This window comes from Brachybacterium sp. Z12, from assembly GCF_014400405.1.
Classification (GTDB): domain Bacteria; phylum Actinomycetota; class Actinomycetes; order Actinomycetales; family Dermabacteraceae; genus Brachybacterium.
Genome location: NZ_CP060496.1, coordinates 2214761 through 2237420, shown reverse-complemented (window position 1 = coordinate 2237420; position 22660 = coordinate 2214761). Strand labels below are relative to the sequence as shown.

The 22660-nt window shown below is 69.1% G+C and carries 22 protein-coding genes, 2 tRNA genes and 8 pseudogenes; 18 read left to right on the top strand and 14 right to left on the bottom strand.

Annotated features, from left to right (window positions below; all coding sequences use genetic code 11):
- Positions 1 to 17: 17 nt before the first annotated feature.
- Genes H3H54_RS11850 through H3H54_RS11835 form a run of 4 tightly spaced genes read right to left on the bottom strand, consistent with a single transcriptional unit; the run spans position 18 to position 2081 of the window.
- Entirely contained in the window at positions 18 to 530 is a 513-nt protein-coding gene (locus tag H3H54_RS11850; protein ID WP_262424033.1) for a serine hydrolase, read from the bottom strand.
- The gene (locus H3H54_RS11845) at positions 518 to 778 is read right to left on the bottom strand and encodes a hypothetical protein (RefSeq protein WP_262424032.1); all 261 of its coding nucleotides are present in this window, start codon (positions 776 to 778) and stop codon (positions 518 to 520) included. Before H3H54_RS11845 ends, H3H54_RS11850 begins: the two co-directional genes overlap by 13 nt.
- Positions 775 to 1638, bottom strand: coding sequence for a MurR/RpiR family transcriptional regulator (locus tag H3H54_RS11840; protein ID WP_262424031.1), 864 nt, complete (start codon positions 1636 to 1638; stop codon positions 775 to 777). Before H3H54_RS11840 ends, H3H54_RS11845 begins: the two co-directional genes overlap by 4 nt.
- The gene (locus H3H54_RS11835; RefSeq protein WP_262424030.1) at positions 1635 to 2081 is read right to left on the bottom strand and encodes a VanZ family protein; all 447 of its coding nucleotides are present in this window, start codon (positions 2079 to 2081) and stop codon (positions 1635 to 1637) included. The genes H3H54_RS11840 and H3H54_RS11835 overlap by 4 nt, the downstream gene beginning before the upstream one ends.
- A gap of 122 nt (positions 2082 to 2203) precedes the next feature.
- On the opposite strand from H3H54_RS11835, the pseudogene H3H54_RS11830 reads away from it, so the two are divergent.
- Together H3H54_RS11830 and H3H54_RS11825 are read left to right on the top strand one after the other, a co-directional pair.
- Positions 2204 to 2571: pseudogene (locus H3H54_RS11830) on the top strand (DUF3039 domain-containing protein).
- 143 nt (positions 2572 to 2714) lie between these two features.
- Positions 2715 to 4503, top strand: a pseudogene (locus H3H54_RS11825) (DEAD/DEAH box helicase).
- Between the two features lie 41 nt (positions 4504 to 4544).
- On the opposite strand, the pseudogene H3H54_RS11820 reads toward H3H54_RS11825, so the two are convergent.
- Positions 4545 to 5923 (bottom strand): annotated as a pseudogene (locus H3H54_RS11820) (nicotinate phosphoribosyltransferase).
- 110 nt (positions 5924 to 6033) lie between these two features.
- On the opposite strand from H3H54_RS11820, the pseudogene clpS reads away from it, so the two are divergent.
- From clpS to rdgB, 6 genes and pseudogenes are all read left to right on the top strand, one after another.
- A pseudogene (gene clpS / locus H3H54_RS11815) lies at positions 6034 to 6359 on the top strand (ATP-dependent Clp protease adapter ClpS).
- A complete protein-coding gene (locus tag H3H54_RS11810) occupies positions 6359 to 6994 on the top strand; it encodes a DUF2017 domain-containing protein (protein WP_262424029.1) in 636 nt (211 codons plus the stop codon). The pseudogene clpS and the gene H3H54_RS11810 overlap by 1 nt, the downstream one beginning before the upstream one ends.
- A gap of 79 nt (positions 6995 to 7073) precedes the next feature.
- Positions 7074 to 7886 carry a glutamate racemase gene (gene murI / locus H3H54_RS11805; protein WP_262424028.1) on the top strand — a complete coding sequence of 271 codons (813 nt, stop codon included), beginning with the start codon at positions 7074 to 7076 and terminating at the stop codon, positions 7884 to 7886.
- The gene (locus H3H54_RS11800) at positions 7883 to 8692 is read left to right on the top strand and encodes an MBL fold metallo-hydrolase (RefSeq protein ID WP_262424027.1); all 810 of its coding nucleotides are present in this window, start codon (positions 7883 to 7885) and stop codon (positions 8690 to 8692) included. The genes murI and H3H54_RS11800 overlap by 4 nt, the downstream gene beginning before the upstream one ends.
- 101 nt (positions 8693 to 8793) lie before the next feature.
- Positions 8794 to 9550, top strand: a pseudogene (gene rph / locus H3H54_RS11795) (ribonuclease PH).
- Positions 9547 to 10185 carry an RdgB/HAM1 family non-canonical purine NTP pyrophosphatase gene (gene rdgB / locus H3H54_RS11790; RefSeq protein ID WP_262424026.1) on the top strand — a complete coding sequence of 213 codons (639 nt, stop codon included), beginning with the start codon at positions 9547 to 9549 and terminating at the stop codon, positions 10183 to 10185. The pseudogene rph and the gene rdgB overlap by 4 nt, the downstream one beginning before the upstream one ends.
- An 80-nt stretch (positions 10186 to 10265) precedes the next feature.
- Here rdgB and H3H54_RS11785 read toward each other — a convergent pair whose 3' ends face one another.
- The 3 genes from H3H54_RS11785 to H3H54_RS11775 all read right to left on the bottom strand — a co-directional run bounded on the left by H3H54_RS11785 (position 10266) and on the right by H3H54_RS11775 (position 11611).
- On the bottom strand, positions 10266 to 10808 hold the full coding sequence (locus H3H54_RS11785) for an NUDIX hydrolase family protein (RefSeq protein ID WP_262424025.1): 543 nt from the start codon (positions 10806 to 10808) through the stop codon (positions 10266 to 10268).
- Positions 10805 to 11497 (bottom strand): histidine phosphatase family protein, encoded by a 693-nt coding sequence (locus tag H3H54_RS11780; protein WP_262424024.1) that lies wholly within the window; start codon positions 11495 to 11497, stop codon positions 10805 to 10807. Before H3H54_RS11780 ends, H3H54_RS11785 begins: the two co-directional genes overlap by 4 nt.
- A gap of 32 nt (positions 11498 to 11529) precedes the next feature.
- Positions 11530 to 11611 (bottom strand) — tRNA-Leu (locus H3H54_RS11775).
- Positions 11612 to 11692: 81 nt separating this feature from the next.
- Here H3H54_RS11775 and H3H54_RS11770 point away from each other — a divergent pair.
- Both H3H54_RS11770 and H3H54_RS11765 read left to right on the top strand, forming a co-directional pair.
- Positions 11693 to 12447 (top strand): annotated as a pseudogene (locus H3H54_RS11770) (SDR family oxidoreductase).
- 67 nt (positions 12448 to 12514) lie between these two features.
- Positions 12515 to 12886 (top strand): hypothetical protein, encoded by a 372-nt coding sequence (locus tag H3H54_RS11765; protein ID WP_262424023.1) that lies wholly within the window; start codon positions 12515 to 12517, stop codon positions 12884 to 12886.
- A gap of 104 nt (positions 12887 to 12990) precedes the next feature.
- Here H3H54_RS11765 and H3H54_RS11760 read toward each other — a convergent pair whose 3' ends face one another.
- Positions 12991 to 13407, bottom strand: a complete 417-nt coding sequence (locus H3H54_RS11760) for a YchJ family protein (RefSeq protein WP_262424022.1) — start codon at positions 13405 to 13407, stop codon at positions 12991 to 12993.
- A 48-nt stretch (positions 13408 to 13455) separates the two neighbouring features.
- Here H3H54_RS11760 and H3H54_RS11755 point away from each other — a divergent pair, with 48 nt between their 5' ends.
- From H3H54_RS11755 to H3H54_RS11750, 3 genes are read left to right on the top strand one after another with little or no spacing between them, the layout of a single operon-like run.
- Complete coding sequence (locus tag H3H54_RS11755) at positions 13456 to 13773, top strand: GNAT family N-acetyltransferase (RefSeq protein ID WP_316249018.1); 318 nt, start codon at positions 13456 to 13458, stop codon at positions 13771 to 13773.
- Positions 13773 to 13919 (top strand): hypothetical protein, encoded by a 147-nt coding sequence (locus H3H54_RS18985; RefSeq protein ID WP_316249017.1) that lies wholly within the window; start codon positions 13773 to 13775, stop codon positions 13917 to 13919. Before H3H54_RS11755 ends, H3H54_RS18985 begins: the two co-directional genes overlap by 1 nt.
- A 37-nt stretch (positions 13920 to 13956) precedes the next feature.
- Positions 13957 to 14541 carry a sugar O-acetyltransferase gene (locus tag H3H54_RS11750; protein WP_262424021.1) on the top strand — a complete coding sequence of 195 codons (585 nt, stop codon included), beginning with the start codon at positions 13957 to 13959 and terminating at the stop codon, positions 14539 to 14541.
- A gap of 52 nt (positions 14542 to 14593) precedes the next feature.
- Here H3H54_RS11750 and H3H54_RS11745 read toward each other — a convergent pair whose 3' ends face one another.
- A complete protein-coding gene (locus H3H54_RS11745; protein WP_262424020.1) occupies positions 14594 to 15490 on the bottom strand; it encodes an NAD(P)-dependent oxidoreductase in 897 nt (298 codons plus the stop codon).
- 224 nt (positions 15491 to 15714) lie between these two features.
- On the opposite strand from H3H54_RS11745, the gene H3H54_RS11740 reads away from it, so the two are divergent.
- A tRNA-Lys gene (locus H3H54_RS11740) sits at positions 15715 to 15791 on the top strand.
- 71 nt (positions 15792 to 15862) lie between these two features.
- On the opposite strand, the pseudogene H3H54_RS19645 reads toward H3H54_RS11740, so the two are convergent.
- A pseudogene (locus H3H54_RS19645) lies at positions 15863 to 15970 on the bottom strand (helix-turn-helix domain-containing protein); the annotation flags it as partial.
- Between the two features lie 158 nt (positions 15971 to 16128).
- On the opposite strand from H3H54_RS19645, the gene H3H54_RS11735 reads away from it, so the two are divergent.
- The 3 genes from H3H54_RS11735 to H3H54_RS11725 all read left to right on the top strand — a co-directional run bounded on the left by H3H54_RS11735 (position 16129) and on the right by H3H54_RS11725 (position 19898).
- Positions 16129 to 16977, top strand: a complete 849-nt coding sequence (locus tag H3H54_RS11735; RefSeq protein WP_262424019.1) for an alpha/beta fold hydrolase — start codon at positions 16129 to 16131, stop codon at positions 16975 to 16977.
- Between the two features lie 269 nt (positions 16978 to 17246).
- Complete coding sequence (locus H3H54_RS11730; protein WP_262424018.1) at positions 17247 to 18356, top strand: aromatic acid exporter family protein; 1110 nt, start codon at positions 17247 to 17249, stop codon at positions 18354 to 18356.
- 267 nt (positions 18357 to 18623) lie between these two features.
- Positions 18624 to 19898, top strand: coding sequence for an AI-2E family transporter (locus tag H3H54_RS11725; RefSeq protein ID WP_262424017.1), 1275 nt, complete (start codon positions 18624 to 18626; stop codon positions 19896 to 19898).
- Positions 19899 to 20374: 476 nt separating this feature from the next.
- On the opposite strand, the gene H3H54_RS11720 is transcribed toward H3H54_RS11725, so the two are convergent.
- Entirely contained in the window at positions 20375 to 20728 is a 354-nt protein-coding gene (locus H3H54_RS11720; RefSeq protein ID WP_262424016.1) for an HIT family protein, read from the bottom strand.
- Between the two features lie 514 nt (positions 20729 to 21242).
- Between H3H54_RS11720 and H3H54_RS11715 the strand changes: the two genes are divergently transcribed.
- A complete protein-coding gene (locus tag H3H54_RS11715) occupies positions 21243 to 21584 on the top strand; it encodes a hypothetical protein (RefSeq protein WP_262424015.1) in 342 nt (113 codons plus the stop codon).
- A gap of 165 nt (positions 21585 to 21749) precedes the next feature.
- Here H3H54_RS11715 and H3H54_RS11710 read toward each other — a convergent pair whose 3' ends face one another.
- Both H3H54_RS11710 and H3H54_RS11705 read right to left on the bottom strand, forming a co-directional pair.
- Positions 21750 to 22226, bottom strand: a complete 477-nt coding sequence (locus H3H54_RS11710) for a hypothetical protein (RefSeq protein WP_262426541.1) — start codon at positions 22224 to 22226, stop codon at positions 21750 to 21752.
- A 95-nt stretch (positions 22227 to 22321) separates the two neighbouring features.
- A pseudogene (locus H3H54_RS11705) lies at positions 22322 to 22537 on the bottom strand (alpha/beta fold hydrolase); the annotation flags it as partial.
- Positions 22538 to 22660: the final 123 nt, after the last annotated feature.

Below are 22660 nucleotides of genomic sequence, written 5' to 3'. Positions count from 1 at the left end.
GAGCGCGTCGTCGAGCGTCATGAACATGCCGGCATTGCCCGTCCCCCGAGCGACCAGGCGGTCTCGTCATGGGTCTGGCCGCGCACCAGGCCGCGCGGAGGGTCTTCTTGATGCTCGGTCGCGGCGGCACGGGAAGCTCTGTCCGAGGAGGGAGCCCAGCCCGCTGTCGGTGCTCCGGCGGGTTCGAGGATCCGCTGCCGGGCGAGTTCGGGCAGGGCAGTGCCGGTGAGCTCTTCGAGCAGAGTGCCGAGCAGGATGAAGCCGATGCACGAGTAGGCGTGGGCAGTACCCGGAGCGCTCGCCAGCGGCGCCGAGAACACGGCGTCGAGCCTCTGCTGCCTGCCGCCGGGGAGCCGCCACAGCGGCATGACGGGTGGGAGCCCCGAGGTGTGGGTGAGCAGCTGGCGGGCGGTGATCCCGGGGTGCGGGGAGGGCAGATGCTCGCTGAGCGGCGCCTCGGGATCCAGCATGCCCTCGTCGATCAGTGCGGCGGCCGTGAGCGTGGTGACCACCTTCGTCACCGAAGCCATGTCGAACAGGGTCTCCGGCCCGACGGCAGAGATCTCGGGGAGTCGGCGGGAAGGCGCGAGCCGTCGGCCGCGAACAGTGCCGTGGTTCCTGCGAAGGCCCGGGCGGTGCCGTCGACGGCGCGGTCCGTCGCAGCGGCCGCGGCGACTGCACCCTCGACCGGCTCCCCGGCGTCGGCGGCGCTCCGCGCGCTGCGCGTCAGCGTCCCCGCCAGGTCCTCGAGCTGCGGGGCGTGATCGTCATGGTTCATGGGCGGCGGTACTCCTCGAGGGCGTCGTAGGTCAGGCGCAGCGCCCGTACCGACGAGTCACGCCGGCGCTGGGCGATCGCCACGAACAGGCAGTCCATGATCAGCAGCTGGGCGGAGCGGGAGGCGATCGCACCGGAGCGGTAGGTGGATTCGCGCACGGTGGTGCGCAGCACGATGTCGGCCTCGGCGACCACCGGACCGGTCTGGCTGTTGGTGACCGCGATCGTGGTGGCACCGGCCTGTCGGGCCCGGGCGAGGAATGCCGTCACCTCGGCGGTCGCCCCGCCATGGGAGAGACCGAGCGCGACCTGCCCCGCGCCCATCAGGGCCGCCGCGGCGAGGGCATCGTGGGTGTCGGGGAGGCAGCTCGCGATCCGGCCGATGCGCTGCAGCTTGCGCTCGAAATCACCGGCGACGGAGGCTGAGGCGCTGATGCCGTGCAGGAGCACGACCGGAGCCTCGCTGAGCGCCTCGACGGCCTGCTCGAGCGAGGCGACGTCGAGCGCTGCCGCGGTCTCCTCGATGCCGAGCGTCTCGGTGAGGGCCACATCGGCGACGATCTGTGCCAGCGAGCTGTCCGAGGGGAGATCTGCGCCATGGGTGGTACCGACCGCGGGGCGCCGCACCTTCTCCGAGGCGAGCTCCGCCGCGAGCGAGAGCCGCAGCTCCGAGTAGCCCGACATCCCCAGGCGCTGGCACAGCCGCACCACCGTGGGCTCCGAGGTCGCGCCGGCGGCAGCGAGCTCGGTGATCGTGCCGTGCACGATCCGGTCGGGGTCCTCGAGGATCGCATCGGCCACCCTCCGCATCGACGGAGGGAGCTGCTCACGAATCCCCTGGAGCTGGGACTGGGTGCTCACTCCGGCTCCACCTGATGCTGCACGGAGGCACGGCGCAGCACCCGCTCGCCGGCCCACGCGGCCACACCGAGCGCGATCCCGACCACGTCGAACAGCAGATCGGCGAGGTCACCGCTGCGCTCTGCGAGAGCCACCAGCTGAACCAGCTCGATCAGCCCCGCGTGCACGACGGCAGCGATCACCACCCACCCCACCGGGAACCGCTTCCGCGGCGCGAGCACCCGCCCAGCAGCGAAGACGGTGAAGGCGAACACCAGCAGGTGCACGGCCTTGTCGAGGCCCGGTACATCGGTGCGAGGGGTCGCCTCGGGCAGCGACGGCAGGTAGAAGCCGAAGTTCAGCACCAGCGCGAAGACCAGGAGCCCGAGCCGCCACGGCAGGGAACCACCCACCCGTCGGATCTCTTCGGGCAGGCGGCGCAGGAACTCGACGACGGCGTCCATGGACGGCATTGTTCCAGTCCCGCCGCCCCTCATCGGGGAGGCGAGGCCGCCCGGTGGAGATGGCCGGGCTGTGCGTGGCCCGGTACGCTCAGAGGGTCACGTCATCGATCCAGGGAGCAGTCATGTCCTCCACCTCCGACCCGTCCCGGGTGGACCCCTACAGCGACGACCCGGGCGCCGGCCCCGGCAGCACTGCGGTGCTGGATCGCCAGCGCCAGGAGCAGGAGCAGAAGACCGACGACGGCGACCACGACCGGTTCGCCCACTACGTCCGCAAGGACAAGGTCACCCAGGCCGCCCTCGGCGGCACCCCGGTGATCGCACTGTGCGGCAAGGTGTGGGTGCCCGGCCGGGATCCCGAGAAGTTCCCGGTGTGCCCGGAGTGCAAGGAGATTTACGAAGGGATGCGCGAGCCGAACGACGGGGAGATGGCAAGGGCGGCTCCGGGAAGGGCGGCGGCTTCCGCGGCTTCTTCGGCGGGCGGCGCTGAGGCTCCATAGCTGCGCCGACGGGGCACCGCGCGGCGTCGCCGACGGGGCACCGGCGCGCCGCGATTTCCTCACATCGGGCCTGACGGCGGGTCGTCGGACCGCGACGGTACGGTGGAGCACGCCGTGAATACCACCCCCCTCCCTGTTCTCCGCCAGCGATCCCCGCCAGCCCTCCGAGGCTGCCGCGCGATCGCTCCCCGTCGCCTACCCCGAGCGTGCCGCCTGGGGCACTGTCCCCAAGCTGCGTGCCTGGCAGGCAGAGGCTCTCGAGCTCTACCGCGCCCGCGCCCCGAAGGATTTCCTGGCCGTCGCGACCCCGGTGCCGGCAAGACGACCTTCGCCCTGCAGATCGCGGCCGCCCTCCTCTCCGAGGGCACTGTCCGCCGCATCACGGTGGTCGCGCCGACCGAGCACCTGAAGACCCAGTGGGCCGACGCCGCCGCCAGGGTGGGCATCTCCCTGGATCCGAACTTCTCCAACGCTCAGGGCACGCACGGCTCTCATTACCAGGGCGTCGCGGTGACCTATGCGCAGATCGGCATGCATCCGGCGCTGCACCGCGCCCGCACCGAGGCAGAGCGCACCCTGGTGATCCTCGACGAGATCCACCACGCCGGCGACGCCCGTACCTGGGGCGACGGCGTGCGGGACGCCTTCGACACCGCCACGCGCCGGCTCGCGCTGACAGGAACACCGTTCCGCTCGGACGACTCCCAGATCCCCTTCGTCAACTACGAGGAGGACGGCGAGGGCTTCCTGCGCTCGAAGGCGGACTACACCTACGGCTATGGCGAGGCGCTGCGCGACCACGTGGTGCGCCCGGTGCTCTTCATGACCTATTCGGGGCGCATGCACTGGCGCACCAAGACGGGTGACGAGGTCTCCGCCCAGCTCGGCGCGCTCGAGACCAAGGACATCACCCAGCAGGCCTGGCGCACCGCGCTGGACCCCAAGGGGGAGTGGATCCAGTCGGTGCTCTCCGCGGCGGATCGCCGACTCACCGAGGTGCGGCGTCACGTGCCCGACGCCGGCGGTCTGGTGATCGCCACCGACCAGAAGGCTGCCCGCTCCTACGCCGCGACCCTCCAGGACATCACCGGACAGGCGCCCACCGTGGTCCTCTCCGACGAAGTTGCTGCAGGCAAGCGGATCGAGGAGTTCTCCAACTCCGACGACCGCTGGATGGTGGCGGTGCGCATGGTGTCCGAGGGCGTGGACGTGCCCCGCCTGGCCGTGGGCGTCTACGCCACCTCGACCTCCACCCCCATGTTCTTCGCCCAGGCCGTGGGCCGCTTCGTGCGCTCGCGGACCCGCGGCGAGACCGCGAGCGTCTTCCTGCCCACGGTCCCGATCCTGATGGGGCACGCCGCCGAGATGGAGGCGGAGCGCGACCACGTCCTGGATCGCCGGCCCAAGGGCGGCGATGAGGAGACCGGGCTGGACGAGAGCCTGATCGAGCAGGCCAACCGCCCCGAGCAGACCTCCGACCAGCTGGAGATGACCTTCGAGGCGCTCGAATCGGAAGCCTCGTTCGACCGCGTGCTGTTCGACGGCGGCGAGTACGGCGCCGGCGGGATGATCGGCTCGGAGGACGAGCAGGAGTTCCTGGGCATCCCGGGCCTGCTCGACGCCGATCAGATGCGGGAGGTGCTCCAGCAGCAGCAGGCCCAGCAGCAGGCACGCCGGCAGAAGAACGGGAGCGCGAACACCCCGGTCACGCCCGGAGTGGTCGATCACCGACAGCTGATGGAGCTGCGCAAGGAGCTCAGCGCCCTGGTCTCCGCCTGGGCGAAGAAGTCCGGCACCCCGCACGGCTCGGTCCACAACACGCTGCGCAGCCGCAGCGGGGACCGGCCGTGGCACAGGCCAGCGCAGAGCAGATCCAGGAGCGGATCGGGATCGTGCGCGGATGGTTCGTCGGCCGACGCTGAGCTCGGCCGGGGCCGCGCAGGCACGGAGCACCTGAGGCGGCTCAGCTCAGGACGCGCGCGGCCTCGACGCCGTCGGTGACGGTGGGGATCGCGACCGGGCCGTCGGGCCCGTCATCGGGGGACAGGCTCAGCTCGGCGACCGAGGCGGCATGCCTCTCCCGCGCCGCCTCGACCAGGGCCGGTGCCCGCAGACTCCCGACCGGCTCGCCGCCCAGGATCAGCGGCTTCTGCAGCGGTCGCAGCGAGGTGCGCTTCCAATCCGGGTTGGACTCACCGGAGGTCAGCTCCGCGATCAGCTCCCGCTCGAACTCAGCGACCTCCTCCTCACCGGGAAGCACCAGCTCCGCATGAGCGCGATCGCCCACCAGCATCCGGTACGCGGCCTTGCCCGCACCGAGCGTGGCCTTGTCCAGGGACTTCTTGCCGACCGGGTGCATCAGCCCGTCGGACCCCTCGCGTTCGACCAGCTTGTAGACGAACCCGGGGGCGGGATGCCCACCGCCGGTGACCAGGCGGGTGCCGATCCCGTACCCGTCCAGCGGGGCGTCCTTCAGCTCCTCGACCCGGTGCTCGTCCAGATCACCGGTCGCGGTGACCCGGGTCTCCGTCGCGCCGAGGGAGTCCAGCAACTTCCGTACCTGGACGGACTGTTCGCCGAGGTCACCGGAGTCCAGGCGTACGGCGCCGAGCCGCGGACCGGCCAGCTCCACCGCGGTGCGCACCGCGGCCTCGACGTCGTAGGTGTCCACCAGCACGGTGGTGCCGGCACCCTGGGCGGCGAGCTGCGCGCGGAACGCCTCCTCCTCCGTGTCGAACAGGAGCGTGAAGGCGTGGGCGGCCGTGCCGGCGACGGGGACCCGGTAGTGGGCGCCCGCGGCGAGGTTCGAGGTGGAGGCGAACCCCACGATGCGGGCGGCGCGGGCCGCTGCGATCGCCGCATCCTCATGGACCCTCCGCCCGCCCATCTCTATCAGGGGCCGCCCGCGGGCGGCGGTGACCATGCGGGAACCTGCGGAGGCGACGCCGCTGTCGTGGTTCAGGATCGACAGCACAACCGTCTCCAGCATCACGGCGTTCTCGAAGGTGCCTTCGATGCGCAGCACGGGGAGCCGGGGAAGTACAGCTCGCCCTCCTCGTAACCGTGCACATCGCCGGTGAAGCGGTACTCGGCGAGGTGCTCGAGTGTCTCCTCCTTCAGCACTCCGGCGCGTCGGAGGTAGCGCAGGTCCGCCTCATCGAAGCGGAAGTCGGCGATCGCGTCGAGGACGCGACCGGTGCCGGCGAGCGCGCCGTAGCGGCGGCCCTCGGGCAGGGAACGGGTGAACACCTCGAAGACGCAGCGACGCGATGCGGTGCCCGCCTCACGGGCGGCCTCCAGCATCGTGAGCTCGTAGAGATCGGTGAGCAGGGCAGAAGTCACGGTGTCCACCGTAATGCGTGCCGGGTCCGTGGATGGTCGGACGCGCCCCGTAGAATCGTCCCCGCCGCCTCCCGCATCCAGGGGAGCGGCAGGAACCAGGAGGAATGTGCATGCCGGTGGAGCTGCCGCGGGCGGACCCGGGAACGGGAACGCGCACCGACCTCTCCCGTGATGTGGAGCTGACGGTCGAGGGCGACGGCCCCTGGTGCGCCGTCGTCTGGAACGATCCCGTGAACCTCATGAGCTACGTCGTCTTCGTGTTCCGCCGCTACTTCGGGTACTCCCGGCTGGTGGCAGAGCAGCTGATGATGCAGGTCCACGAGGACGGCCGCGCGATCGTCTCTCCCGCGGCTCCCGGGAACGTGTGGAGACCGACGTCCAGGCCATGCACTCCTTCGGACTGCAGGCGACGCTGGAGAGAGCAGGGCAGGACTGATGGCGCACGCATTCCGGCGCCGCCCCGACGGCAGCCTGGCCTGCCGGCTCGACGGCGAGGAGAAGGCGATCATCACGCAGGTTGCCCAGGAGACCGCCGATCTGATCCGCGCCGATCTCGGGATCGACGCCGAGACAGATGTGCTGGACCGTGCTGCGCAGAGCGAGGACCCGCTGCGCCGGCTCGAGGCGGAGTTCGCCGGGCGCGACGCCCGCGAACCCGCGGACTCGGCGGTCAAGCGGCTCTTCCCCGCAGCGTCGGACGACCCGGAGCTCGCCGCGGAGTACCGCCGCCTGGGCCAGCAGGACCTCGCCGACGGCAAGCTCGCCGATCTCCGGCGCGTGATGCGCACCCTGGATGGGACCGGCGGCGGGCACAGCGAGGTGGTGCTCGACGAGGACGGCGCGATGGCGATGCTCCGTGCCCTCAACGACGTGCGGATCGTGCTCGCCGACCGTCTGGATCTCCAGCGCGACGGCGACTTCGACACCGTTCGGATGCTCCAGCAGATCGGTGAGCGGGTCGAGGGAGTCGAGCGCTCCGGAGACGAGGAGCATGTGGGCTCCGACATCGTCATCGCCGTCTACGAACTGCTCTCGTGGCTGCAGGAGAGTCTGCTGCGAGCCCTGGACTGACTGTGTGCGAATTGTGAATCGGCACGCAGTGAGCGTGCCATCACTGCCCAGGACGGCTGTCGAGATTAACCTTGCACGGATGAACAACGCGCCGATCGGGATCTTCGACTCCGGAGTGGGTGGCCTCACCGTCGCTCGCGCCGTGCTCGACCAGCTGCCACAGGAGGAGCTGGTCTACATCGGTGACACCGAGCACGGCCCTTACGGACCGCGCCCGATCGCCGAGGTCCGCTCCCTCGCGCTGGAGATCATGGACCAGCTCGTCGGCAACGGCGTGAAGATGCTCGTCATCGCCTGCAACACGGCCTCCGCGGCTGTGCTGCGCGATGCCCGCGAACGCTATGACGTGCCGGTGGTCGAGGTCATCCAGCCCGCCGTGCGCCGTGCCGTCGCCGCCACCCGCAATCACCGCGTCGGCGTGATCGCCACCCAGGGCACGGTCAACTCCCGCGCCTACGAGGACGCCTTCGCCGCCGCCCCGAGCCTCTCGCTGACCACACAGGCATGCCCACGCTTCGTCGACTTCGTCGAGAACGGCGTGATCAGCGGCCGTGACGTCGTCGAAGTCGCCGAGGAGTACCTCGCGCCCGTGCAGGCGGCCGGTGTGGACACGCTGGTGCTGGGCTGCACCCACTACCCGATGCTCGCCGGCCCCATCAGCTACGTGATGGGCCCCGATGTCACGCTGGTCTCCTCCGCGGAGGAGACGGCGCTCGACGTATACCGGCAGCTGCGAGCCACCGATCAGCTGCGCGAGAGCGATGATCACACACGCCATGTCTTCGGCCAGACCGCCGACGGCGCCGGCAGCGCGAATTTCGCCCGCCTCTCGCAGCGCTTCCTGGGCCCCACCCTCGAGATGACCGGGTCGCTGCCCGTGGTGCCGGCATGAGGGTCCACGTCATCGGCTGCAGCGGCAGCTTCGCCGGCCCTCGCAGCGCCGCCTCCAGCTACCTGATCGAGCACGAGGATGAGCAGGGTCGCACCTGGCGGGTGCTGATGGATCTGGGCTCCGGCGCCTTCGGGCCGCTGCAGAACGTGATCGACCCAGCCGATCTGGACGCGGTGATCATCTCCCACCTCCACCCCGACCACTATCTCGACATCACCGGCCTCGAGGTGTTCTGGGCCTATCACTCCCGCGATGACCTGGGGAGGCTGCCGATCTATGCTCCTGCCCCGCTGGCGGAGAGGATCTCGGCGGTGCTCAGCCGCAAGGGGGACATCCCCGACGGGGTGCACAGCTCGCCCTTCGAGCATCATGCGCTGAGCGATCACCACCGCTTCAGCATCGGCCCGTTCGAGATCGAGACCCGCGCGGTGCTGCACCCGGTCGAGGCTTACGGCTTCCGCATCACCGCAGGCGGTGCGCTCCTCACCTATTCGGGGGACACCGACGCTTGCGAGGCGCTCGACGATCTCGCCCGCGGCGCGGATCTGTTCCTCTGCGAGGCGGGGTACATCGAGGGCCGCGATGATCGCTTCACCGGCGTGCACCTGACCGGGCGCCGTGCCGGGGAGTGCGCGAGCCGGGCCGAGGTCGGCCACCTCGCCCTCACCCACATCCCGGCCTGGACGGATCCTGACGTCCCTCTCGCCGAAGCCCGCGCCGTGCACACCGGACAGATCACGATGGTCCGGCCGATGGATATCCTCGACGTGAACCCTGATCGACGTGCTGCGAGGAACGAGCGGTAGGAGATCAGGCTGATCCATTCTCTTGTCTGATCGACGTGCTGCGAGGAACGAGCGGTAGGAGATCAGGCTGATCCATTCAGACCCTTCGAGGAAGGAGCTCCGTGAGCTCTTCGACCCAGACCCCAGCCGGCGACCGCATCGACGGCCGCACCCCAGATCAGCTTCGTGAGGTGCGCATCTCTCGCGGCTGGCTCGACCAGGCCGAGGGCAGCGCGCTGATCGAGTTCGGGCGCACCCGCGTGCTGTGCACGGCGTCCTTCACCTCCGGTGTGCCGCGCTGGAAGCAGGGCTCGGGCTCCGGCTGGGTCACCGCGGAGTACGCGATGCTTCCCCGCGCGACCAACACCCGCTCCCCGCGAGAGTCGGTCAAGGGCAAGATCGGTGGCCGCACCCATGAGATCTCCCGCCTGATCGGCCGTTCCCTGCGCGCGGTCATCGACCTCGATGCGCTGGGCGAGAACACGATCCAGCTGGACTGCGATGTGCTCCAGGCCGACGGCGGCACCCGCACCGCCGCGATCACCGGTGCCTATGTGGCGCTGGCTGATGCGATCTCCTGGGGCAAGCAGCACACTGCTCTGCCGGCCGCGAAGCAGGTCCTCACCGATTCGGTCAGCGCGATCAGCGTCGGCATCGTGGAGGGCCGCCCGCTGCTGGACCTTGAGTACCGCGAGGACGTCGGCGCCGAGACCGACATGAACGTCGTGGTCACCGGCTCGGGTTCGTTCATCGAGGTGCAGGGCACCGCAGAGGGCGCCCCTCGACCGCACCGAGCTGGGCGCTCTGCTGGATCTCGCCACCGGCGGGTGCGCCGAGCTCGCACAGATCCAGCGGGACGTCCTCGCGCAGCAGCGATGAGCGCTGTGCGCAGCGTCGTCCCGGACGGGGCGCGGGTCATCCTCGCCTCGCACAACGCCAAGAAGCTGGCCGAGCTGCAGCGGATCCTCACCGCCGCGGTGCCGGGTCTGGCGGCCGAGCACGTGATCTCCTCGTCCGGGATCGCGTTGCCGGACGTGGTCGAGGACGCGGTGACCTTCGAGGGCAACGCCCTGCTGAAGGCACGTTCCGCAGCGTCGGCCACCGGCCTGGTGGCGGTCGCCGATGATTCCGGTCTCTCGGTGGATGTGCTCGGCGGCGCGCCCGGCATCTTCTCCGCCCGCTGGAGCGGGCGGCACGGGGACGACGAGGCGAACAACGATCTGCTGCTGGCTCAGCTCGGCGATGTCCCGGATGCTCACCGCACCGCACGTTTCGTGTGCGCGGCCGCGCTGGTCGCGCCCGACGGCACCGAGACCGTTGAACGCGGCGAGATGGTCGGGGCCCTGCTGCGGGAGCGGCGCGGTGAGGGTGGCTTCGGCTACGACCCGCTGTTCCTGCCCGACGGTGAGGCGCGCTCGGCGGCGCAGCTGAGCCCGGAGGAGAAGGACGCGATCTCCCATCGCGGGAAGGCGTTCCGGGCACTCGCCGGGCACGTGGCCCAGCTGCTGGGCTGAAGCACCTCGCCCCCGTACGTCGAAGGCCCCGGCCTGGAGGTGATCCTCCGGGCCGGGGCCTTCGATGTTCGCGGGGGTGTTCAGGCGGCGCCGACGTGGGCGAGCGCGCGCCGGATCAGCAGATCCCGGCCGCCGCTCATCTCCTCCAGCGGGGAGGAGTCGGACAGCAGCTCGTCGATCCCGAACCAGGCCAGCTCGAGGGCGTCTTCCTGCGGGGCGGTCTCCCCGTCGATCGGGACCACGTAGGCCAGCGAGATCGCGTGCTGGCGCGGATCGTGGAACGGCGAGACGCCCGGGGTGGGGAAGTACTCGGCGACAGTGAACGGCACCGGGGAGACCGGGACCCGCGGCATCGCCATCGGTCCCAGGTCCTTCTCGATGTGCCGCGCGATCGCCTCACGGATCGTCTCGTGGACGAGCACCCGCCCGGAGACGATGGCGCGCACGATCTGCCCGTCCCCCGAGGCGCGCAGCAGCAGCCCCACCTCTTCGACGGAGCCGTCCACATCGGTGCGCACCGGGATGATGTCCACGTAGGGGATCGGCAGGCGCCGGCGCAGCTCGGTCATGTGATCGGGCTCGAACCAGGAGCCCTCGGAGTCCACTGCGGTGCGGCTGGTCATCGGGTGCCTCCTTCTGCGGTGTCCCCGGCAGCGTCCTGGGCGGCGGAGACTGCGGCGACCTGTGCCGGTGCGAGCTGGGACTTCTCGACGAAGAATCGGGGGTTCTGGTCGCGGGAGACCACCTTGACCGAGTGGTCGACCTCCTGGCCCGCGATCATCGTCACCCGCCAGGTCGTCTCCTCGAGGTCGACGAGGGACAGCGTCGCGTTCGGGATCGAGGGCATCGGCTGCTCGATGATCCCGGAGAGGATGAAGCGGATCAGCGTGCCATGAGCGACGACCAGCACCTTCTTGCCCGGGAAGCGCTCCTCGAGCGCCTCCAGCGCGTCGTACCCGCGATCGGCGACCGCCTGGTGATCCTCGCGGCCGGGGAAGGAGCGTCCCGGATAGGTCTGCTCCATCTCCTCGACCGAGTGGCCTTCGGCGGCGCCCCAGTCGATCTCGACCAGCCGGGGATCCGTGCCGCCGAAGGGGATGTCATGGTCCTCGGCGATGATCCGGCCGGTCTGCTCGGCTCGTGACAGCGGTGAGGTGATCACCACGTCCCAGTCCACCGCAGGCAGCTCGTCGAACGCGGCGTGCGCCTGCGCGATCCCCGTCTCGTTCAGGGGGATGTCGGAGGACCCTTGGAACAGGTTCCGCAGGTTGTAGTCCGTCTGTCCATGTCGGACCAGTCCGAACAGGGTCATGTGGCCGTCTCCTCTTCGCGGGGGATGATGCGTGCGCGAGAAGGGACTCGAACCCTCACGCCCTCAGGCACTGGAACCTAAATCCAGCGCGTCTGCCAATTCCGCCACTCGCGCGCGGGCCCAGCCTAGCGGGCCTCGGCCGGTGCTCCGGTAGGCTCGGGTGGTCCTTCAGCCCTCGTTCCCCCAGGAGTACTCATGAGCGCCCTCGCAGGCAAGACCGCCGTCGTCACCGGTTCGTCCCGCGGAGTCGGTGCGGCCACCGCGAAGTGCTTGCCGCAGAGGGCGCGAACGTCGTCATCAACTACCGCCAGAAGGCTCCCCGCGCGAACAAGGTGGTCGCGGAGATCGAGGCCGCTGGTGGCAAGGCCGTCGCCGTCGGCGCGGACCTCACCGACGGGGAGGGCGTGAGCACTCTGATGCAGACCGCCATCGACAGCTTCGGCTCGCTCGACCTGCTGGTCCTCAACGCCTCCGGCGGCATGGAGGCGGATCTCGGGGAGGACTACGCGATGCGCCTGAACCGTGACGCGCAGAACGATGCGCTCACCGCCGGGCTCGAGCGCCTCTCCCAGGGCGGCCGCGTGGTCTTCGTGACCAGCCACCAGGCGCACTTCATCGACGAGGTGGAGACCATGCCCGAGTACGAGCTGGTCGCGAAGTCGAAGCGCGCCGGCGAGACCGTGCTGACGCAGCGGATCGGCGAGATGTCCGAGAAGGGCGTCTCCTTCGTGGTCGTCTCCGGCGACATGATCGAGGGCACCGTCACCGCGACCCTGCTGAACCGGGCACGCCCGGGCGCCCTCGAGGCCCGCCGCGAAGCCGCCGGAAAGCTCTACTCCGTCGAGGAGTTCGCCGGCGAGGTTGCGGCGGCGGCCGTGGCCGATGTCGAGACCGGACACGTCGAGCTGGTGGGCGGGGCGGACGACTTCCTCGCCCGCACCAAGGGCTGACGGCACCCGCACCGTCCTGACCGCGATACGATCTGCACAGCAGACCCTGACGACCCCGGAGGCAGTGGTGGCCAAGAAGAAGAGCCTGGACGAGATGCGCGATGAGGCTTATCGCCGGCAGGACAACCTCGCGTCCGACATCGATGAGCTGATCGACCGTGTGCACCCCAAGAATGCGGTCACGCGGTGGAAGAACGAGCTGACCGGTTCGGTGAAGGCTTTTTCCGCGGCCGGTGACGGGAAGACCCCTTCGACGCTCCCAACAGCGATCGCAGGCGGCGTCATCGGCGTGGTCCTCATCGGAGCAGGGATCGCCGCGGCGATCGCACTGTCCGGTGGGGACGAGAAGCCCTCGAAGTCCGTGAAGCAGGCCGAGGCCCAGAAGGCCAAGGCCGCGAAGCAGAAGGCCAAGGAGAAGGCCCGCGCCGCGAAGGACTGATCCTCGCGGGCGCTTCGCCCGATACGCGTCTCGGCGCCGGTCACGATCGTGACCGGCGCCGAGCCCGTTCCTGGGCGCTGAGAGCCGCTTCCGGGGCCGACGCCTCAGGTGTCCCCGTCGACGTAGTACCAGCTGCCGTCCTCCCGGACGAAGCGGGAGACCTCGTGCTGCTCCTGACGCCCCTGCTCGCTCTTCGAGATCGCCACGAACTCCACCGTGCCGGTGTCATCGAATGGGCCGCCCTGAGCGGTGGCGAGCACCTCCAGCCGCAGCCACCTCACATCCTGCGCGAGCGATCCCGCGAGCTCCTCGCGCGGGGGCCGGGTGCGCGGATGCCAGGAGGCCAGCAGGTGCTCAAGATCCCGCACCGCGAAAGCGGTGTAGCGCGAGCGCATCAGCGCCTGGGCGGTCCCGGCGCGGCGCTCCTGCCGCAGCACCGGGCCGCAGCAGTCTCCGAAGATGTCGCCGCTGCCGCAGGGGCAGCGGGCGGAGTCGGGCAGGGCAGGGGAGGGCGTGCTCATCCCTCGAGTATCTCGCGCACGCTGAGCAGGAGATGACAGGATCGGTCCATGCCCGAGAACGCTTCCAGCCCCTGTCCGCCAGCGCAGCAGCCGCTGACGCCATTGCCGGCCGGGTACAGGATGGTCGAAGAGCCGCCGACGAGCGAGGAGTACGTGCGCCTGCGCGAGGTCGCCGGCCTCAGCCCGCGCACCCCGGCACAGGCCACCGGGGCCCTCACCGCCAGCTGGGCCTGGATCACGGTGCGCACCGAGGGCGGCTCGCTCGCTGCGATGGGGCGCGTGATCGGAGACGGCACCTGGTACTTCCACATCGCGGATATCGCCACCGACCCCGCGCACCAGCGACAGGGCCTGGGCGCGCCGTGATGGAAGTGCTCATCGGCCGCATCGACGAGGCCGCCCCGCCGGAGCCCTACATCACGCTGCTCGCAGACCCGCCCGGTCAGAGCCTCTACCGCTCGCTGGGATTCGTCGACTCGGCACCGAGCCTGGGGATGCGCCTGCCCCGCTGACCAGGACTCACCTGCTGCGGCGCCTACGCTCATGTCCATGAAGAGCTTCCACATCGACGAGAACGATCCCCGGCGCCCATGGCAGAAGCTGGTCGAGGGGGACTGGTACATCGCCGACGATCCCGAGATCCAGCGTGCCTTCCAGCACGCCCTCGCGCTGAACGAGCGCTTCAACCGCGAGTACCCCGTCGATCCGGAGGCCACGCAGGAGATCCTCCGAGAGCTGCTCGGCAGCGTCGGAGAGGGGGCGCATGTGCGGGCTCCGCTGCGGGTCGACTACGGCAGCCAGCTGCACATCGGGGAGGGCACCTTCGTGAACTTCCACCTCACCGCCCTGGACGTGGCGGAGATCAGGATCGGGCGCCACTGCCAGCTGGGGCCGAACATCCAGCTGCTCACCCCGATCCATCCGCTCGAACTGGAGCCGCGCCGTCAGGGATGGGAGGCCGCGGAGCCGATCACCATCGGTGACGACGTGTGGATCGGGGGAGGAGTGACCGTGCTGCCCGGCGTGAGCATCGGGGACGGCGCAGTGATCGGCGCGGGCAGCGTGGTCACCAAGGACGTGCCTGCCCGCAGCCTCGCGGTCGGGAACCCGGCGCGCGTGATCCGCAGCCTCTGAGCAGACAGCCCGTTGCGCTCAGCACATCGCAGGGCTGCCGCCGCGGAAGCGGTCAGCGGCGTGACCAGCCCGGCGTGGAGGGGCCCACCGTCGGCCGCCACCCGGTCTCGGACATGAACCGCACCGAAGAGACCCGCAGTGAACGACGCTGAACATCGAGTCGGGTGCCGACGATCGCCTGGGTGATCTCCGGATAGAACTTCGCCGGGTTCTCGACCCCGGCCTCCGTAGCGAGGTCCTTCGCCCAGCGCTTCTTGGTGATCGGCTCACCGCCGACGTTGTAGAAGCCGCTGCCCGCACGAAGCGCGGCCACGAACGCACGGCCCGCATCGGAGTGATGCAGCAGGGTCACGTAGTGCTCCGGCTTGCCCAGCAGGATCGGATCACCCGACTTAGTCGCCTTCAGCGCATGGGTGGTGTGCTGGTCACGGCCGAACAGCTGGCCCAGGCGCAGGATCACGGCGCTGCGGCCCGAGGTCGCGAAGTCCACCGCGGCACGCATCTCCTTCACACGTGGCCGGAACGCCTGGTTGCGGACGTTCAAGGGCTGGTCCTCACCGATCCAGTCCGAGCCGTTGTGCGGGTACAGGAAGATCGTGGATTCCTGGATCAGGCGGCGCACACCGGCCTCGGCAGCGGCCTTCGCGATCGCGACGGACGCCTCGAGGTGGAGCTTGTCGTCCTCGCGCCAGGCCAGGGGGCGCAGGCCCGCCATGCCGACGGGCACATGGGCGAGGGCGTTGATGGCGACGTCGTGGCCGCGGAAGGCGCGCGCGAGATCCGAGGGGTCGAACACGTCAGCGACGATGGCGCTGCCGCCCCGCCCCTCGATGATGGGGACCCCGGAGTCCCGGCGAGTGATGCCGGTGACCTCGTGCCCGGCGGCGACCAGCGCCTCCACAGCTTCCTGGCCGAGCACACCTGTGGCACCGGTGACCGCGATCCTCACGCTGACCTCCTCCGGCGAGCAACCTGGCAGGGCCCTCGCGCGCCGACATTCCTGGGAGGATCAAGTCTAGAGGATCACAGCAGGTCCCCGCGCCGAGTACCAGCGTCATGGAAGGGTCGGGGCTCTCGGTGCCGCGCCACCGGAAGCCCCGCTGTTCACTGGCTCACACAGTGGCCTCTCGAGTTGGACGTGCGGCGACATGGGGGTAAAGTTCTTTCCTGTTCGCGCCATTAGCTCAGTTGGTTAGAGCGGCTGACTCTTAATCAGTAGGTCCGGGGTTCGAGTCCCTGATGGCGCACCACCTGAAGCCCCACCGGTCACCCGGTGGGGCTTCTTTGTGTCCCGGAACCGGCCGAGACCGTCGAAGAGGTCGCTCACGGATACATCGAAGTATCGGGCCAGGCTTGCGACCTCGCTGGCCTTCCACGACGCCTCGCCCTTGAGCTTCGCGAACACGGATGCTCGGTGGATCCCCAGCATCGGGGCCAGCGCCGGCGAGCCCCAGGGCGGGAGCTGTTCCTTCGAGAGCGTTGGGCGCGACGCGTCATCGCATCGTCTGGCGACCGATAGGTCGCCCTTACTGACGGGATCTGCTGTGGCACGTACGCTCAACGCCAGACCCGATGAGGAGGAACTCCATGACTGACGTCCCCGTGAATTCCCGCCTGTTCGGCCTCAAAGACGTGCAGGTCCATGTCGATGACCACGGAGGATCCGGTCGCCCGGTGGTGTTGATCCACGGCTGGCCGCTGTCCGGCGAGTCCTGGATCGAGCAGATCGGCGCGCTGCGCGAGGCCGGATACCGAGTGCTGACCTACGACCGACGCGGCTTCGGGCGCAGCGACAAGCCGAAGTCCGGATACGACTACGACACGCTCGCTGACGACCTCGCCGGAGTGCTGGACCAGCTTGACCTCACCGATGTCACCCTTGTCGGGTTCTCCATGGGAGGCGGCGAGGTGGCGCGCTACATCGCACGGCACGGTGAGGCCCGCCTGCGCAGCGTGGTGTTCGCAGCCGCCATCACCCCGATGATGATGAACGCCCCGGGCAACCCCGACGGTCCGCTCGAGAAGAGCAAGGCTGCGGCGATGACAGCACAGCTGACCGCTGACCAGGACGCCTTCTACGACCAGTTCATCCGTCAGTTCTTCTCCCCGAACGCCGAGGGAGACCTGCTCGTCACCGAGACCCAGCGCCACGACGCGATTCGTCAGTGCCAGCAGGCAGACAAGCTCGCAGCACTCGAAGCCATGCAATCGTTCGGAATCACGGACTTCCGCGACGACCTCTCCAGGATCGACGTCCCCACCCTCGTTCTCCATGGAAGCGCAGACGGCATCGTGCCCTTCGAAGGATCCGGAGACCGTACCCACCGCGAGGTGTCACACAGCGAGCTCACCATCGTGGACGGCGCGCCCCACGGACTGAACGTCTCACACGCCCAGGACTTCAACCGCGCGTTGATCGAGTTCCTGGACCGCTGACCGGCAGGGCCTACGCAGGTCCGGGCGGAATGAATCCTCCAGGGAGGCTTCGTCGTGACCAGTGCCCACCCCAGCGGCCGCGACCACCGGGCCTGGATCCGGGAGCACCTCGGGGAGGCTGCCCCATCGGTACCAACGACCGCCGGAGAGAGGGCGACATGATGAGACGGCGACGTGAGGAACTCCTGACCGAAGGGTCCTGAGCACTCCTGGGCATCCGGGGTGGGGAAGACTTCCGAGCACATTTCCTAGGCGTGAGGATGACGGCCATGCGACGACTGCGAGAACAGGCACGGCGGCCTGAGGTCACCACCGATCTGCTGCAGATCTTCAAGGGCGTGGTCGCGGCCACCGCTGCGTGGTGGTTCTCCCTCGCGGTGCTGGATTCGATGTTGCCGTTCCTTGCTCCGTGGACTGCGCTGCTGACGGTCCACGCCACGGTGCACAGGTCGCTGTCGCGGGGTGTGCAGACGACGGTGGCCTCCGCGATCGGGGTCGGACTGTCATTCCTGATCGGTGCGTACCTCGGGGTCAGCGTGTGGACCTTCGCGCTGGCGCTGTTCGTCGGTCTCGCCGGGGCGCGGCTGTCGTGGATCCGAGACGAGGGTGTCGCGATCGCGACCACGGCAATCTTCGTTCTCGGTAGCGGGTTCTCGGAGCAACAGCCCCTGCTGCTGGACCGCATCCTCGAGGTCGGTGTCGGGGTGGGGATCGGGGTCCTCGTCAACCTGCTGATCATTCCGCCGCTGCGCGAGCATCAGGCGGCGCGACACGTGGACCGTATCAACCGTCGCATGGGCGACATGCTGACCAACATGGCCGACGAGTTCTCGTCCTCCTGGGAAACCGACAAGGCCGACTCCTGGCGGCGAGAGACTGAGTCGATGAGCGACGAGCTGGAAACTGCGTGGCAGTCGGTCCGCTTCGCCCGCGAGAGCAGAAGGTCCAATCCCCGATATCGGCTGACGAACACCCGGCACCTGGGGGATCGCGGATCGGGGCCGGGCCGGAGAGTCGACTACGAGGAGATCCTTCAGCGGGTCGACGAGGGTATCTCGCACCTGCGCCATCTGGCCCGGACCCTGTACGAGGCTGCCTACTCCGAGGGTGCCTGGGACGAACGCTTCCGGGAGAAATGGGCTGCCATTGTTCGCGACGCCGGACACGCCATCGCCGATCCCGATGCGAACGTCGATCCGATCACTGATCGGCTCGACGCCCTCGCCCGAGAGATGGCGACCGACCAGGACCTCCCCGAGGAGACCTGGCCGCTCTACGGCTCTCTCCTCTCCAGCGTGCGCCACATCGCCATGATCGTGGACGACGTCGCCTCAGCGCGCGAAGCGCGTGAGCCGACACGGGACAATCCGCAAACCTGAACCGATGGGCGTCGAGATCTCGCGAGCTCCTGTACGCCGGGGTTGCGAAGCGGTGGCGCAGGATATGGGCTCTCCCGCGCTCTGAAAGGGCCTCGTCGATGGGTCGCGACGTAGGCGACGAGTCATGCCAGGTCGAGCGGATCGGTACCGAGGGCGAGGAGTGCCGGGCCGACCAAGTCCTCGGTCCTCTTCGGAGTTCTTCCTGGCACACTGGCTGATCCCTCACGAACACCCTGAGCACCCCCGACATCCAGGAGCTCCACCGTGATGACAGCATCTCCACCCACGAGCACCGACCAGCCATCGAACCCCTGGTCGGACAACCTCGGCAGAGCCGGCGCCCGCGCCGGTCAGCTCCTGCTGATCGCAGCCGTGATGGCCGGGGTGGTGTGGCTGCTGCTGCGCGTGCGGGTCGTGGTGGTCGCCTTGCTCGTGGCGCTGATCCTGGCCTCCGCCGTCGCGCCGCTGGTGAAGTGGCTGATCCGTAAGGGATGGTCGCGGATGTGGGCCACCCTCGCCTCGTTCTTCGCCATCGTGCTGGTCGCCAGCGGCGTGGTCAGTGGGATCGTGCTGGCCATCCGCAGCGAATGGGACAGCCTCGTCTCCTCCGCGGTGGACGGCTGGGAACAGCTTTATTCCTGGACCGTGTCGTCACCCCTGCCTGTGGACACGTCGATGATCGACGACGCCGCGCAGCAGGTCACGGATTTCGTCACCAGCGAGGACTTCGCCGCCAGCACGCTCACCGGCGTCAGCGCCGCGACCGAGTTCCTCACCGGCGTGGTGCTGATCATCGTGCTGCTGTTCTTCTTCCTCAAGGACGGCTCGAAGATCTGGAACTTCGTGCTGCGCTGGTTCCGCGGAGAGACCCGCGCCAAGCTCGCAGAGTCCGTCGACCGCGCTTCCGGCGTCCTCGGCGGGTACGTGCGGGGCACCGCGACCGTCGCCCTCGTCGACGCCGTCCTCATCGGCATCGGCCTTGCCGTCGTGGGTGTGCCGCTTGCAGTCCCGCTGGCCGTGATCGTGTTCATCGGCGCGTTCATCCCCGTCGTCGGGGCGACAGTCGCCGGCATCCTGGCCGCCGCCGTCACCGTCGTGACCACCGGCCCCGTCGAAGCCCTGATCGTGGTCATCATCGTCGTTGCGGTCAATCAGATCGAGGGCAACCTCCTTCAGCCCGTCGTCATGGGCCGCACCTTGAGCATCCATCCGCTGATCGTGCTGCTGGCCCTGACGATCGGCACGATCGTCGGCGGCATCTTCGGTGCCATCCTCGCCGTGCCGTACACCGCCATGGCCTGGGCTCTCATCCAGATCTGGACCGAGCGGTACCAGGCAGGGGACGACCCCGTCCTCGGCAAGGATCCGCTGGACCCGAAGGACCGCGCCGGGAGCAAGGCCACGCGGTCCCAGCGCGTGAAGTACCGGCGCCTGCGCCGAGGCCCCCAGCGAGGGACGAAGCTCGGTGCTGTCGAGCAGGATGAGCCCGACACCTCGCAGGAGAGCCCTCCCGAGCCGCCGACGGCATCGAAAGAGCGCTGACGCGCTACACCGGCGAAGCAGCATCTCGGCTCACGAGCGACGATCGCGCCCTAGGGTGTGGCCACTGTGGATCCCGAGGAGCCTGCTCACGGGCAGCTTGATAACCGTCCCTGCACCGCTGCAGATCTGGGCGTGCTGACGGCGCCCTGGCCCGTTTGCGGGGGTGTACACGAGGCGCATCACTCCCGGCAGCAGGAGGGTCGATCCGAGTATCTGGTGGCATGGCGAGGTGAGACGCCGCTCGGTTCCGCGGTGCTCTGTCGCGACGGATACACCGGGGCACGGGGAGGGCCGTGCACCCGGAAGCGGTGGAGATCTGCCATCTGCAGGTGGCCTAGCTTCTCCGTAAAGGGAGCGCGACGACCCCTCCGGACCCTACCGGGACGGAGGGGCCATCGCTATGAGCGATCCGCTAGCCCTGTTCTCTCCGCAGTGAGCCAGTCGCGATCCAGAGGATGACGGGAGATGGTCGAGGGTCAGGTGTCGAGACCGTCGTCCTCCCAGCGGGGCACGACGTGCAAGTGGAGGTGCGGCACCGATTGGCCTGAGTGGGGGCCGCTGGCGTTGAGGATGTTCGCGCCGGGCGCTCCGAGGGTCTCGGACATCGCGCGGGCGAACTCCTGGGCGAGCAGGACGGTCGCCTGCAGCGACTGCGCGGAGACGTCGTGGATGCCGACGGCGTGCTGGTGCGGCACTACCAGCGTGTGCGCAGGAGAGAGGCGGTCCTCGGCGAATGGGAGGAACGCCGATGCCTCAGCTCGTCTTGCGACCCAGGCGACCTCCCCGTCGCCCGTCAGCAGGTCGCAGAACACGCACGCCGTGGAACTCATGTGCCCACACTGCCAGAGAGCCGATGGTGGCAAGCAAGGGGTGCTTCGCCACGTCATAGCTGCTCCATGTCCGCCCGGGTGCCGTCCGGGCGGGCCACGTCCATGAGCTGTCAGCGCGAGTCTCGCCGGCGTGTTGGCGAGAGTGCTTGGGGTCCGTGTGTGGAGGGCCTGCGGATGTTGTGGGAGGGCCGTCGTTTCCTGCTCTGGCGTGCGTAGGTTGTGAAATATGGAGCAGCGCGTCGAGGGAGATCATGGCTCAGGTTCGGGTGCGCCTGCGCCTGAGAGGTATGTGCGTTTTGAGCCGCTGCGACGCCGTGGTGTGGGCAGTAGCGGCGTGCACTCTCTTGGCATCGCTCACTGTCCTGCTGACCGTCGGCCGGCATGCTTCCCTATTATTGATGCTCGTCCTGTGTGCGCAGAGATAGCGGTCGCCATATGCTCTGTGCTGGCACTCTTGACGATGAGCGCTTGTATTCCCGGGTCGCCAGATGAGCCGGAGCCATATCTTCATCGCGTGGAGACCATGTGGGGCATCGAGGTCCCGTCGGGCGCGGAGGTTCTGGAGTACTACAGCTCCGAAGCGGACTTCCACGGGGGACGGGACGAGGTGTACGTCCTCGACATCCCCGCTGCGGACCGTGCAGAGGGGTGGGATCCGGCGGACTACGGTGACGGCATCCCGAGCGACGGCGCCCCGACCGCAGGCGAGGTCTCCGCGTCAGCAGGCTCCCCGATCACAGACGACATGGTGCACAGCCTCAGCTGCGCCGACCCCGAGAGGGCTGAGCAGAACTATCTGCTGATCTGTTTTGATGAGAAGGACGAAGCGTTCTACCTCTTCCATCAGATCTTCTGAGCGGTGGAGAATCCGCACCCACGACGGTCGAGGGTGCCGCCCTGGTCAGCATGGATGTCAGCTCTCAATCACGCCGGACTGTCGCTGACCCTGTCCCCGTGCACGCATGACGCAGCTCGCCGAGGCGAGCATGATGGTCGCGACGCACCGGCGCGCCCGAACCGTTCATTGAAGCAGCGACAGGACCTCGCGCGCCACGAGCTCAGGCTCGGAGAACGGCACCATGTGACCCGATCTGCGGGCCTCGATGTAACGCCCGCCCTTCAGCCCGTGGGCTGTCGTGCAATGTGCGCGGGAGAGCGCGTCGCGGCTCGCGCGCTCGAGACGCCCGGCCCGTCGGCCCGAGATGACGGGCACAGGGAGGTCGCCGAGGTTGAACGGTTCATCGCGCAGATGCTGCAGCCCGGCCACGACGTGGGCGTTCTCCGCACGGGCGGCGCGTGCCGCGCTCCGTGTCGAGGATGCGGCCGCCGTCGCACTTCGGAGGGGCTCCTCCAGATCCGAGTTCATCGCTCTGAGCGCCCAGCCGAGCAGACCGATACGGGCGAGGGGCTCGAGCAGGACACTCTGAATCGCCGCCTGCGCACGGAACATGCGGGAGAAATAGAGAGCGGCATGCTCATCGCTCGGGTCGACGAGCACCAGCCCGTCGAGCGGTCTCCCCGCGAGCAGGCGTCGTGCGGCAGGGTGCGGACCACCGGCCCGCCCCAGCTGTGGCCCACCAGCACCAGACGCTGGTGAGGGGATGCCGAGATGACAGCGTCGAGATCGGCAGCGAGGCGAGAGAGATCGCGGGGCGCAGTGTCCGGGTCGCTGCCTCCGTAGCCTGCGCGGTCGTACGCGATGACGCGGACGTGCTCAGCGAGCAGTGCATGCACCGGGCCCCAGAAGTATCCGCTCGCGCCGAGTCCCGCTTCGAGGACGACCAGGTCGGGGCCTGCGCCCCGTTGCATTGTGCGGAGCCGACGATCGTCGGACGTGCGCACGATGACGTCCTCGCCGAGCAGGCCCGCGACCGGGACACTCGCCGACGCGGCTGCTTCAGAGGACATACCAGGAACTCTAGCGGTGCGGGG

Coding starts and splice junctions, on each gene's coding strand:
- H3H54_RS11850 (WP_262424033.1), bottom strand. CDS start 530: ATGGCTTCGGTGACGAAGGTGGTCACCACGCTCACGGCCGCCGCACTG.
- H3H54_RS11845 (WP_262424032.1), bottom strand. CDS start 778: ATGAACCATGACGATCACGCCCCGCAGCTCGAGGACCTGGCGGGGACG.
- H3H54_RS11835 (WP_262424030.1), bottom strand. CDS start 2,081: ATGGACGCCGTCGTCGAGTTCCTGCGCCGCCTGCCCGAAGAGATCCGA.
- H3H54_RS11810 (WP_262424029.1), top strand. CDS start 6,359: ATGGCGCACGCATTCCGGCGCCGCCCCGACGGCAGCCTGGCCTGCCGG.
- murI (WP_262424028.1), top strand. CDS start 7,074: ATGAACAACGCGCCGATCGGGATCTTCGACTCCGGAGTGGGTGGCCTC.
- H3H54_RS11800 (WP_262424027.1), top strand. CDS start 7,883: ATGAGGGTCCACGTCATCGGCTGCAGCGGCAGCTTCGCCGGCCCTCGC.
- rdgB (WP_262424026.1), top strand. CDS start 9,547: ATGAGCGCTGTGCGCAGCGTCGTCCCGGACGGGGCGCGGGTCATCCTC.
- H3H54_RS11785 (WP_262424025.1), bottom strand. CDS start 10,808: ATGACCAGCCGCACCGCAGTGGACTCCGAGGGCTCCTGGTTCGAGCCC.
- H3H54_RS11780 (WP_262424024.1), bottom strand. CDS start 11,497: ATGACCCTGTTCGGACTGGTCCGACATGGACAGACGGACTACAACCTG.
- H3H54_RS11760 (WP_262424022.1), bottom strand. CDS start 13,407: ATGAGCACGCCCTCCCCTGCCCTGCCCGACTCCGCCCGCTGCCCCTGC.
- H3H54_RS11755 (WP_316249018.1), top strand. CDS start 13,456: ATGCCCGAGAACGCTTCCAGCCCCTGTCCGCCAGCGCAGCAGCCGCTG.
- H3H54_RS18985 (WP_316249017.1), top strand. CDS start 13,773: ATGGAAGTGCTCATCGGCCGCATCGACGAGGCCGCCCCGCCGGAGCCC.
- H3H54_RS11750 (WP_262424021.1), top strand. CDS start 13,957: ATGAAGAGCTTCCACATCGACGAGAACGATCCCCGGCGCCCATGGCAG.
- H3H54_RS11735 (WP_262424019.1), top strand. CDS start 16,129: ATGACTGACGTCCCCGTGAATTCCCGCCTGTTCGGCCTCAAAGACGTG.
- H3H54_RS11730 (WP_262424018.1), top strand. CDS start 17,247: ATGCGACGACTGCGAGAACAGGCACGGCGGCCTGAGGTCACCACCGAT.
- H3H54_RS11725 (WP_262424017.1), top strand. CDS start 18,624: ATGACAGCATCTCCACCCACGAGCACCGACCAGCCATCGAACCCCTGG.
- H3H54_RS11720 (WP_262424016.1), bottom strand. CDS start 20,728: ATGAGTTCCACGGCGTGCGTGTTCTGCGACCTGCTGACGGGCGACGGG.